General features: G+C 39.7%; 9 protein-coding genes and 1 pseudogene. 2 read left to right on the top strand and 8 right to left on the bottom strand.

The genetic code is table 11. From position 1 onward, the window contains the following. Positions 1-208, top strand: a 208-nt coding sequence (locus KNO71_RS17345; RefSeq protein WP_214689688.1) for a YolD-like family protein, incomplete at its 5' end; no start/stop codon positions are given. A gap of 238 nt (positions 209-446) precedes the next feature. On the opposite strand, the gene KNO71_RS17340 is transcribed toward KNO71_RS17345, so the two are convergent. The 3 genes from KNO71_RS17340 to merR form a co-directional block, all read right to left on the bottom strand. After that, complete coding sequence (locus KNO71_RS17340; protein WP_009374086.1) at positions 447-1,769, bottom strand: ISL3 family transposase; 1,323 nt, start codon at positions 1,767-1,769, stop codon at positions 447-449. A 159-nt stretch (positions 1,770-1,928) separates the two neighbouring features. After that, the gene (gene merA, locus KNO71_RS17335; RefSeq protein WP_214684190.1) at positions 1,929-3,569 is read right to left on the bottom strand and encodes a mercury(II) reductase; all 1,641 of its coding nucleotides are present in this window, start codon (positions 3,567-3,569) and stop codon (positions 1,929-1,931) included. A gap of 28 nt (positions 3,570-3,597) precedes the next feature. Continuing rightward, positions 3,598-3,990: a mercury resistance transcriptional regulator MerR gene (gene merR, locus KNO71_RS17330; RefSeq protein WP_001863748.1), complete on the bottom strand. Its 393-nt coding sequence runs from the start codon at positions 3,988-3,990 to the stop codon at positions 3,598-3,600. A 317-nt stretch (positions 3,991-4,307) separates the two neighbouring features. On the opposite strand from merR, the pseudogene KNO71_RS17325 reads away from it, so the two are divergent. After that, positions 4,308-5,637: pseudogene (locus KNO71_RS17325) on the top strand (IS3 family transposase). 54 nt (positions 5,638-5,691) lie between these two features. On the opposite strand, the gene KNO71_RS17320 reads toward KNO71_RS17325, so the two are convergent. The 5 genes from KNO71_RS17320 to cadC all read right to left on the bottom strand — a co-directional run bounded on the left by KNO71_RS17320 (position 5,692) and on the right by cadC (position 11,414). Further along, entirely contained in the window at positions 5,692-6,357 is a 666-nt protein-coding gene (locus KNO71_RS17320) for a CadD family cadmium resistance transporter (protein WP_435528659.1), read from the bottom strand. Positions 6,358-6,431: 74 nt separating this feature from the next. Beyond that, the gene (locus KNO71_RS17315) at positions 6,432-7,250 is read right to left on the bottom strand and encodes a ZIP family metal transporter (protein ID WP_251024846.1); all 819 of its coding nucleotides are present in this window, start codon (positions 7,248-7,250) and stop codon (positions 6,432-6,434) included. Positions 7,251-7,255: 5 nt separating this feature from the next. Further along, positions 7,256-8,665: a dihydrolipoyl dehydrogenase gene (gene lpdA, locus KNO71_RS17310; protein ID WP_029336149.1), complete on the bottom strand. Its 1,410-nt coding sequence runs from the start codon at positions 8,663-8,665 to the stop codon at positions 7,256-7,258. Between the two features lie 216 nt (positions 8,666-8,881). Then, positions 8,882-11,053 (bottom strand): heavy metal translocating P-type ATPase, encoded by a 2,172-nt coding sequence (locus tag KNO71_RS17305; RefSeq protein ID WP_214689686.1) that lies wholly within the window; start codon positions 11,051-11,053, stop codon positions 8,882-8,884. Then, on the bottom strand, positions 11,046-11,414 hold the full coding sequence (gene cadC / locus KNO71_RS17300; protein WP_214689684.1) for a Cd(II)-sensing metalloregulatory transcriptional repressor CadC: 369 nt from the start codon (positions 11,412-11,414) through the stop codon (positions 11,046-11,048). The genes KNO71_RS17305 and cadC overlap by 8 nt, the downstream gene beginning before the upstream one ends. Between the last annotated feature and the right edge of the window lie 103 nt (positions 11,415-11,517).

The raw sequence follows: 11,517 nt of genomic DNA, 5'->3' as shown, positions 1-11,517 counted from the left end.
GGTCTATGAGAATGTGCTGAACGACGCGATCTTCAGCGGAGATTTGGTAGAGGTAAAATATGTGGAGAAGCGGGAGATGAAACGATTCAAGGGTTTTGTGCACCGGACGAACTATATGGAGCGGACCGTCGAGCTGGCCAATCAGCGGGACGGAATCATTCATGTACCGTTCGAGGCAATCATCCACGTGGAACAATCGATGGACTAACGCCCTGGCGGTTGTTCGAAGTCTGTGTCACGAAAATTATTTCGTGACACAGACTTCCCTAAAAATGAAATAAAATCCTGATTAGCTCTCATTAACTTTATCATCAAAGAATAGCTCCCTAAAACATCAAGACATTATATATTTTTGTACTTCTTTAATTTTTTTCATCTTTTGTGAGAAAGTACATACTGACTCCTAAATAAATAAAGGGTATTCGGATTTCATGGTGGAAAAGGGCTTATAAATCACCCTTCTCCAAATTCTTAATAAGTGTGGAAAAATCGACACCAAAGTTGTCTGTAATGTCGTGATCATTCACTTCATACCAATTGAAAGTATCGTATAACATAGCTTTATTGAAAGCACTTGAATTAAATCGTGGCTTACGCTTTTTATGGAGCTTCTCATTGAAAAGGATTTTGGCTCGTAAGGCATCAAACGAGTAACCTCTACCCATTCGCTCTACCTGCCTAATAATGCTGTTAATTGACTCCGTATAAGCATTAGTGAGCCTTTTATCAAAGTAGTTGAATATTTCGACATGCCAGTTGTCTACGGCTCTCACGAGGTCTTTATATGCGTCTTTAGAGTTGCTGGACATACAACGGTGTCTCCATTGACTATAACGAAGATGACCTTCATCTGGATCAGGAGTATCCCATATCCAGTAAAACTCTTCTTTGAGTTCATAGGCTTCTTTTAAAGCAGGAAGATTACCTAACCAAGTATCTAAGAGGAATGATTCACGTTCATTTAGATCGTGTTTACGCTTTAGAAGGATAAACCTTTCACGCATAAGGGTACGTCTTTCTTTTTGGCTCATATGGGCTTTCAAAGACTTTCTGACGTTATCTAAGGCTTGATTAGCCATTCTAACTACATGAAACTTATCTACGACAACTTTAGCGTGTGGAAGGATAGTGTTCACTGCGTCTTTGTAGGGCTTCCACATATCCATTGTGACGTACTCAATGTAAGTCCTGTCACTGATTTCTGAAAGACGTTGGATGACTGTTTCCTTGTTACGGTTAGGCTTGATGTCATAAATAGTCCTGCGTTCAATATTAGTCAATACAAGCCGAGGTCTACGGATAATATGTATCTCGTCTATCCCAAGCCACTTAGGAGTTTCAAACTGGTATTCACGTTCTTTGAGTGCCACATAGTCCTTAAAAACGTTCCTAATGGTTTTCTCGTCAACACCAACGCTTTCTGCGACTTCTACAAAGGTCTTAGACATGGATTGCTCTTGAATGGACTTTAAAAGCCTTTTGGTCATACTACGCTTTTCATCTACAGATATTAGGCGTTCCCAGAAGGTAGATCCGCATTCACGACACTTGTATCGTCTACGGTTCAATTGTAAGCCCACTCGCTTTAAACGAATGGGCAAATCCATAATTAGTTGATTTCTTGAACTGTGTTTGTACAACTTGTCAAAACCACATTCAGGACAACGTTCAGGTGGTCCGACTGCTTCAACTTTAAACATCATATCGGTTTCATTTTCTTGTGGCGGTTCTATTGTTTTAATGTCTGGTAGGGATAATAAGTCTGACATATTATTCATCCTTTATTACTCTGCGGTGTTAAGGTATCAATTATAGATTTGATGTCGAAATCATCAGTGTTAAATTATTTTTGTGACCACAAATGCACTTAGAAAATCCCTTAAAGCATTAGCTGGTTCACTTGAATAGGGAGTTGTAAAAAAGTTCCCTTAGCCTGCACAACAAGATAATTTCGAAATATCTTTATCGAACGTAAGTGCAGCTAATTTTAGCCCTTCAGCCATTGTTAAATATGGTGCTAGGGTTTCTGTTAAATCTTCTATCGTTAAGCCAAATTTAACAGCTAATGATGCTGCATAGATGACATCTCCTGCATTCTCAGATACAATATGAACCCCTAATACTTTTAGTGTTTCTGCATCTGCTACTAGTTTAAATACACCGGTTGTTTCACGGTTTACAATTGCTCTTGGAACAGCATCTAAAGGTAATACAGATGTCTTCACATCATACCCTTTCTCTTTTGCTTGTTCTTCTGTTAAACCAACCGTTGCAACCGTCGGATTCGTAAACGTAACAGCAGGAACTACCGATAAATCTATTTTTTTGTTTAATCCACCAATAGCATTATCAGTAATAATTCCACCTTCATAGGCTGCTACATATACAAATTGTGGTCCTAAAGTCACATCTCCTGCTGCATAAATCTTTTCATTACTTGTTTGACCAAAATCATTGATCAGGATTTCATTATTTTTTCCAGTTTCAACACCTGCTGCACTTAAATTTAAAGAATCCGTATTTGGTTTTCTTCCAGTGGCAACAAGTAACTGATCTGATTCAATGACTTCTCTACTGCCATTTACTGTTACGTAAACCCTTTTTATCTCTCCACTTTGTTCAACACGCTCAAAAGTTGCCCCTTTGACAAGGTTTATACCCTGTTCAATTAACGCTTTTTCAACTGACTCTGAAATCTCAGGATCATACTCCTTTAAAAGTCGCTCACTTCTTTGCATAAGCGTTATTTCTGAACCTAAATGATGAAATAGTTGTCCAAGCTCCATTCCAATGTATCCTGAACCAATTACAGTTAATCGTTTTGGTATTTTCTTTAACTCAAGAAGTGTTGTACTAGTTAAATAGTCCATTTTTTCAAGTCCTGAAATTTGGGGCAACGAAGGCGATGCACCTGTTGCAATTAAAAAGCGTTTTGCAGATAACTTTGCCCCATTGACCTCAACCGTACTAGCATCAACGAATTTTGCTTCACCTTTAATTAAATCAAAATTATATTCATCAATTAAATCCATATATTTTTGATTCCGAAGTTCGCTCACTAATTTATCCTTTTGCGTGATTAAACTAGCTAAATCCACTTCTCCAGCGGATGTTTGTAAACCTATAAACGGATTGTCTTTTGATAAATGATTGATTTCACCTGCCCTAAGAAGAGTTTTTGACGGAACACAGCCAATATTCACACAGGTTCCCCCAACCGTTCCACGCTCAATCATTCCAACTTTTGCACCGTATTCTATAGCTTTAATTGCCGAAGAAAAGGCAGCAGCACCAGAACCAATAATAAGAAGGTCATAATTGTCTTCATTAATTAACGCCACGTTTTCTAGTGATGATACTTCTTCAATTTCTCCGGCTTGGTAATTTGCTTCATCAATCGCCTTTATTGCACTTTTAACCTCAATATCATCGGGCAGTTCAAATACTGCTTCACCACGACGATAACTAGACTCAATATTTTTAGCACCTATCTTTTCAAGTGCTGATTCTACGTGTTTTTCACAACCCGTACAAGTCATTCCTGAAATGTTTACCTTAAATTTATTCATAAAAAAGCTCCTTTCGTTAATTAATCTCTCATGTTAATGTTTCTATTATTGGACACGAATGTAATTGCTTTTCATCTGGACATCGTTGTTTTAAGTCGTCTAACATAGTTTCAATTCGTTTTAAATCCTCTATTTGTTTTTGCACTTCCTTTTGTTTTTTAGAAACAAATTCGAACATATCTTGACAACGAACTTCATCTTTATCTACAACACCAAGTAATTTATAAATCTCGCTTAAAGAAAAACCAAGTTCCTGTATTCGTTTAATAAACCCAACACGCTTAACGTCATCATATGAATATATCCGATAACCAGCTTCCGTTCGGTGAGGTTCTTGTAATAAATTTTTTCGCTCGTAATATCTGATCGTTTCTTTATTAACTCCACATTTATCTGCAAACTCACTAATGCGATAAATCATCTTATTTCACCCCATGAATATTATAAACCGTGTACCATAGTACACGGTCAAGTAAATTGGACTATTTTATTTTTTTCCCAAAGTATCACTCGTATGTGATTGATACTTTTATATAATATTATTGATTATCCTAACATCCCACCAGAAAATCCGATTTAAACACCAGTTGTTTTTAAACTATTAAGAAAGTAATTCCACTATATATTCCGAAGACCCTAAATAAACAAAAAGAATAACTGACTCAAGAATGATATGCTCCCCAATAGGTAGACAGATGAAATAACAAATCTGTTTATTCTATTGGGGAGTGTTTTTTTATGGCGAGAAGTCGGCATTCAATCGAACAAAAACTGGCTGCACTGCGCATGATGGAAGAAGAAACGCATACATGGAAGGAAATCATGGAGACTCATCACGTTTCTGAGAATACCCTCCGGGTGTGGAAAGTGAAATTCGATACCGGCGGGAGTGACGCATTGAAGGAATCGAAGACATGGAAACTGTACACCAAGGAACAGAAAATCGCGGCCGTCCGTGACTACCTCGACGGGGCCACCACGATGGAAGTCCTCTCCAACTATCAGATCAGTGATGGATCTGTTCTTCGAAAATGGATTAAGAAGTATACTAGTCATAGCGAGTTAACAGATTCGAGAAAAGGGATGGATCGAGCTATGACAAAAGGGAGAACGAGCGCCTTCGTGCCGAGAACCTGTTCCTAAAAAAGTTGGAGGAAATCGAGAGGAGAGGTTGATCAGCCAGATCAGGCTACAATTGCGATACATGGTCATCGAGGAAATGTCGACGACCGACACGTTCCCGGTCGTGCTCCTGTGTGAGATCGCGCAGGTCTCACGGGCCGCCTACTATAAATGGTTGAAGCGTACCGTCTCGGTACGCGAAGAAGAGAACTTGAGCCTATTGGAAGACATCCGCCTCCTCTACGACCAGGTGAACGGGACCTACGGTTATCGACGGATCACCATGACGGTCAATCGCAGACGACGCCAGCATGACCTGCCGGCATACAATGAGAAGCGCATCTATCGTCTCATGCGTATCCATGAGATCCGTTCGGTCATCCGCCAGAAGCGAAAACGGCACAAAAAGTCGTCACCACAACATGTGGCAGAGAACGTATTAAACCGTGAATTCACAGTTAAAAAGCCGAATGAGAAATGGGTAACGGATGTGACAGAATTTAAATATGGCCTATCTAAGAAGGCCTATCTCAGTGTGATTCGTGATCTTTATGACGGATCCATTATTAGCTATGTGCTGGGACACTCTAATAATAATCAACTGGTATTTAAAACGCTTGACCAGGCAATCGTACGATTGCATCAAGAACACCCACTGATTCATAGTGATCGTGGATTCCAATACACCTCTAAGGCGTTCAAGCGTAAATTAGAGGCGGCAGGAATGACTCAAAGTATGTCACGGGTTGGTCGCTGTATTGATAATGGACCAATGGAATCTTTTTTCGGCACGTTAAAATGTGAAAAGTATTATTTACATAAGTATCAGACCTTTGAAGAACTTAACATTGCCATAAATGAGTACATCTATTTTTATAATCACGAAAGATACCAAAAACGATTAAACGGCCTCAGCCCTAAAGAATATAGAGCGAAAGCCGCTTAAATCACTTTTATTATTTCCACTGTCTACTTGACGGGGGGCAGTTCAGATTATTTTTTAATAATTTATTAAACTCAAAAGGGCACTAAACGTTTCGTTCTCTGCCATGATGTATACCCCTAATCCAACAAAGACTATAGGGATAATCCATCTTCCGTATTTCTCCAAAACTTCAGAAACATGTCTGAAGGAAGCTAAACGATATCCTACAAAACACCAGACAGCAACCATTATAAAGAAGATAATAACCGTAATTACCAGTTCATTCACACTTAAAGTTGTAAAATAAGGCACATAGATGCCGATATTGTCCCCGCCATTAGCGAATGTGATGAAGGCTACACTCATAAATAGTTTGTTAAATCTCCCTGAGTTTAAACTGGAGAGGATCGCACCTTCATCTTCATCTTCACCCTTAATAAACAGTTTAATCCCTAAATAGATCGGAATTAAACCAAGCAATCCAACCCATTTTTCTGGAATCAACATGACGCCAAAAGTTCCCAAAAGACTGATTAAAACCAGCAAGGCAAAACCTAAGTATTGCCCAATGACTATATCTTTAGGGTAGATCCGGTTACTCTTTGTCTGCGCGTTCATCTTTAAACCGCCAGTCGCTCTAGCCTGTGCATTTGCCTGAGAGAACAGCAGCATCAAAACAAAAATATCATCAATATTGGTTACTAAGAAAGCCCCAATTGCGGAAATAATAGTCAAAGCCACTTTTATCAACTCCATGGTAAGTTATTAAAACATTCACACGTATGTTTGAATGTTATGAATAGGTTCTCCCCTGCTTAGTGTAAATATACGGGAAGTAGCTCCCCTATCCAGTGAAGAGCAAAATATAGCAATATCCCTACAAAAAAGAAAAGAATAACGACTCTGTCTTCAGTGGCACTAACAACAGGCAGCAAGTCAACGGTAGATATGTATAGAAATATTCCTGCTGTAATGGAAAGAGCTATCGCGAGGATGCTGCTATCTACCATAAAAAATTGTGTTAGAGACACGGCTGCGATCGCGCCTGTTATCGTTGATAGACCCAATAAGAAAGATGCTCCTATCGCCTTCTTCTTGCTTTCAAAGCTTGCAAATACGATGGAAGAAATCGTTAAACCATCCGGAATTTTATGTATTAATACAGCAATCAATACAACAAATCCTATTCTCTCGTCTATTTTGAAACTGGCTACAATAGAGACACCATCAAAAAACGTGTGAACCAGCATGCCCAATAAAGCACTAAAGGTTGTGCTTTGAGAATGAGAATGTTTATGAGTCTCTTCTCCGAAATGAAAATGGGGTGCAAGAAACTGCTGGAACAAAAAGATCAAACCAAATCCAATAACAATATATAGGGCACTGGATTCCTGAATTTCTAATGCTTCTGGTATTAAATCCATAATCGCAATAGCGAAAAGTATCCCGGCGCTCAGCGCCATTAAGCCATTTAAGCCCCTTCTAGACCAATTTTTTTTAAGAAAGATCACAAAGCCACCCAGGACATTTGCGAAAGCCGCAGTTAGGACGTAAAACAAAATGTCCATTAATTCCCCCACTCCATTAAATGAAAAGTTTAACCTGCACTTATGAAAAGTGCCGGTCTGCTGCATTCACATTATTTCTTTTTATTCAGCATGTGAATGGCGTGCCCCATCACACCTTCCGCCGCTTCCATCAATGGCTCAGGCAACGTTGGATGGGCATGGATTGTAAGGCTTAGATCTTCGGCAGTTGCTCCAGATTCAATGGCAAAAACTGCTTCAGCAATAAGCGACGATACTTCTGGTCCTACCATCTGTGCGCCTAACACCCTTTTGCTGTTCTTCTCGGCTACAATCTGCACAAAGCCATCTGCATCTGAAACAGATAATGCCCTTCCGTTCGCTTGGAATGGAAAACGGCTGGAAACCGTTTCGTATCCCTGTTCTTTTGCTTCTTTCTCTGTTAATCCTGTGTAGGCAACTTCAGGATCACTGAAGATAACAAAAGGCATGGCTTGAAAATCAATGATGCTGTTTTGTCCGCTAATCACTTCTGCAGCTACTTTTCCTTCGTAGCTAGCTTTATGGGCAAGGAGGTATCCGCCAGCACAGTCACCTATTGCATAAACATGCTCCACGTTTGTCTGGCATTTCTCATTTATCTTAATAAAACCACGCTCGTCTAATTCTACTCCGATATTTTCCAACCCAATTTTCCCTGTGTTCGGCTTTCTTCCTATAGAAACTAAGCAATAATCTCCGTTAACCACTTCTTCCTTGCCATCAACCTGTACACGAACTTTTACTTCATCCCCTGTGTTTTCTCCGCCTTGGACCAGAGCATTGGTTACAACTGTGATACCTAGTTCTTTTAGATGCCGTTTTACCACATTTGTAAGCATAGGATCGGTACCTGGAAGAATCGTGTTGGACCCTTCGAGAATGGTCACTTTTGATCCGAATTTGGCATAAGCAGTGCCCAGCTCCAAACCAATATAACCACCGCCTACCACAACTAAATGTTTTGGTACTTCCTGCAGCACCAATGCCTCAGTGGAAGAAATGATTCTTTTTTTATCAAATGGCATACTTTTTAGTTCGAAAGGCAAAGATCCTATCGCAAGGATTAAATCTTTGTAGGAATATACTTGTTCTTCGTTATTCATTTTGATTTTAGCCGTATAGGGTTTAGTAAGATAGGCTTCTCCACTGATTACCTCTACTCCATTGCCTTTCAGTAAGGTCTTAACCCCGCTGGTTAACTTATTCACGATGCCGTCTTTCCACTTTACTACTTCCGGCATATCTACTTGAACTTCACCAGAAACCTTGATGCCCATTGCACTGGCGTGTTGAATATGTTTTACCCGCTCAGACGCACTAATAAGAGCTTTTGATGGGATACACCCCCGGTTAAGGCAAACGCCCCCTAGTTCTGCTTTATCTACCAGAACCACTTTTTTCCCCAACTGGGCCGCCCGTATGGCCGCCACATAACCTCCAGATCCTGCTCCTATTACTAACAAATCGACATCTTTTGTCATTTTAGCTTCCTCCTCCGGTGATTTCAGAATGAAATAAACGAACGGTCTTTCACGAAAAAACAGAACCGTTTTCGTGCAATATGTAATCCTAAAACTGCTGTGAACCAACCTGTAACGTATACCCGTTTTTAATCATTTTTAATGTAACTAACCCCCAAATTTCTATACATGGTAAGAAAAAGGGCTTTCCAGACAACCAGAAAGCCCTTTTCCCTTTTATTCCTTGACCCGCATAAGCCGCATACTATTTAACGCTACCAGAAGAGTTGCCCCCATGTCTGAAAGGATGGCAATCCAAAGTGTTAACCAGCCCGGTATGACCAATAGCAAGGCAATAAATTTAATGGCAATTGCAAAGGTGATGTTAGCTTTGATGATATTTAGGGATTTACGGCTTAGTTTCACAGTGAATGGAAGTTTTCTTAAATCATCTCCCATTAAAGCAACGTCTGCCGTTTCCAGTGCTGTATCTGTACCAGCTCCACCCATTGCAATCCCAACTGTTGAGGCCGCCAATGCAGGTGCATCATTGACCCCATCTCCTACCATTGCTACGTTGCCATACTCGGATCTCAATTGTTTAATATAGTTTAATTTGTCCTCTGGCATCAGTTCTGCCTGAATATCCGATACGCCAACATGGCCGCCGATCGCATTCGCGGTACCTTGGTTATCGCCTGTAAGCATAATGGTCTTTTTGATGCCAAGTTGATGCAATTTCTGAATAACGTCTTTACTTGATTCACGTACTTCATCCGCTACCGCAATCACAGCAAGTATTTCTTTTTCAGTTCCGACCACCATAGCTGTCTTGCCTTGGTTTTGAAGAGTAGTAACATTTTGCTCTAAGTCTTTATCGAAATCATTAGTCAATAATTCCTTAAAGAGTTTCGGGCTACCGATGTAATAAGTCGTCCCGTTTACGATACCCTTTATACCCTTTCCTGTGATAGAAGAGAAATCCTCTACCTGTACGTCAGAATAATTAATGTTCTCCGCTTCTGCTTTTTTCATAATGGCTGAAGCAAGAGGATGCTGGGAACGATATTCTAATGCAGTAATGATGGACAGCAATTCTTTTTCATTTGCCTGCTTGTTCAACACATTAAAATCAGTTACCACTGGGACACCTTTTGTTAGTGTGCCCGTTTTATCAAATGCAATGGCCTTTAAGGCACCCATTTCTTCTAGATAAATACCGCCTTTTATAAGAACGCCCTTTTTCGCTGCATTCCCGATTGCTGAAACAATGGAAATCGGAGTGGAAATAACCAATGCACAAGGACAGCCGACAACAAGAACAGCTAATCCTTGATAAATCCATGTTTCCCAACTGCCATCAAAGAATAATGGAGGGACTATAGCGACTAAAGCTGCAATGACCATAATGACTGGCGTATAATATTTCGCGAATTTTTCGACAAATGCTTGAGATGGGGCACGTTCTCCCTGTGCTTCCTCTACAAGATGAATAATTTTTGCAATCGTTGTGTCTTCTACCAGCTTAGTTATTTTTACCTCAAGCAAGCCTTCTTCATTTAAAGTACCTGCAAACACTTCATCATCAACCGTTTTCGCAACAGGAACAGACTCGCCCGTAATGGCCGCCTGGTTAACAGCCGAATAGCCGCTTACTACAGTCCCGTCCATGGCAATCTTCTGGCCGGGTTTCACGATCATAATATCACCAATGGCAATGTCATCCACATGGATCATCAATTCTTGTCCATTTCGTCTAACGAGTGCCTCTTTTGGTGCAATATCCATTAATGAACGAATGGATTGTCTTGCTTTATCCATAGAGAATCGTTCAAGAGCTTCACTAATCGCAAAGAGAATGACAACAATGGCCACTTCTCCCCATTCCCCAATGATAGCGCCACCTATAACAGCCACTGTCATAAGGGTTTTCATGTCAAACTCAAAGCGAAACAAGTTTTGCAAACCGACTTTGAAAAGCGATAATCCTCCGATCAACATGGATGCTAAAAATAATAATGTAGTAACGAGGTTCTCTTCCCCATTCACACTCTGGGACAGGTAACCGAACGCAATCAATAAGGACGCAAAGAGCAGCGTACTGTGCTTTTTATAAAATGGCACTTTATCTTCTTTCGTATCTTCTTTTACCTCTTGTGATGCTTGGCGAGCAGATTTTTCAGGTGTCACTTTGAGATTCTCAAATGCACCTGCTTTTTCTAGTTCTTCTATCGTTGCATTACCATAAACAACAATTTTAGATGCACCAAAATTTACTTTTGCATCCTCAACTCCAGATAGCTGTTTTACATTTTTTTCGAATTTACCCGCGCAGTTTGCGCAAGTAAAACCTTGTACACGATAGGCCTTCATTTCTTGTTCAGATGTTATTGCCTTTTGATCAGACATTGACATTCACTTCTTTCTTATGTTCTAGTACAATCATCATTATTTGTCTAATATGTTCATCGTCTAACGAATAAAACGCTAGTTTTCCTTCTTTTCTATATCTTACAATCCCCTGCTTATGAAGGGTCCTTAAATGATGAGAAGCATTTGCCACCGTAATACCAATAATATTTGCTATATCACACACACATAACTCTTCATCTTGACACAAAGCATAGGTAATCTTTGCCCTATTTTCATCCGCAATTGCTTTTAACATTTGGGCAACACTAACAATATCGATTGTTTTTAAATCACCTTGTATTCGATTGACCTTTTCCTCGTCATAACAAAAAAATTCACAAGTATCTTTCTTATTCACATTATCACCCCATTGATATTCAAGTGTTCACTTGAATATAGTATATACCTTTCCTTGGTCAATATTCAAGTGAATATTTGAATGAAAACATAAAATGATTTTT

The organism is Exiguobacterium sp. s163, assembly GCF_018617135.1.
GTDB classification, from domain to species: Bacteria; Bacillota; Bacilli; order Exiguobacteriales; family Exiguobacteriaceae; genus Exiguobacterium; species Exiguobacterium profundum.
This window is presented reverse-complemented; position numbering and strand designations above follow the sequence as displayed.

Excerpts from the sequence above, each read along its gene's own strand:
- lpdA (WP_029336149.1), bottom strand. The coding sequence starts at position 8,665 with ATGACAAAAGATGTCGATTTGTTAGTAATAGGAGCAGGATCTGGAGGT.
- KNO71_RS17305 (WP_214689686.1), bottom strand. The coding sequence starts at position 11,053 with ATGTCTGATCAAAAGGCAATAACATCTGAACAAGAAATGAAGGCCTAT.
- KNO71_RS17340 (WP_009374086.1), bottom strand. The coding sequence starts at position 1,769 with ATGTCAGACTTATTATCCCTACCAGACATTAAAACAATAGAACCGCCA.
- merR (WP_001863748.1), bottom strand. The coding sequence starts at position 3,990 with ATGATTTATCGCATTAGTGAGTTTGCAGATAAATGTGGAGTTAATAAA.
- KNO71_RS17315 (WP_251024846.1), bottom strand. The coding sequence starts at position 7,250 with ATGCAGCAGACCGGCACTTTTCATAAGTGCAGGTTAAACTTTTCATTT.
- merA (WP_214684190.1), bottom strand. The coding sequence starts at position 3,569 with ATGAATAAATTTAAGGTAAACATTTCAGGAATGACTTGTACGGGTTGT.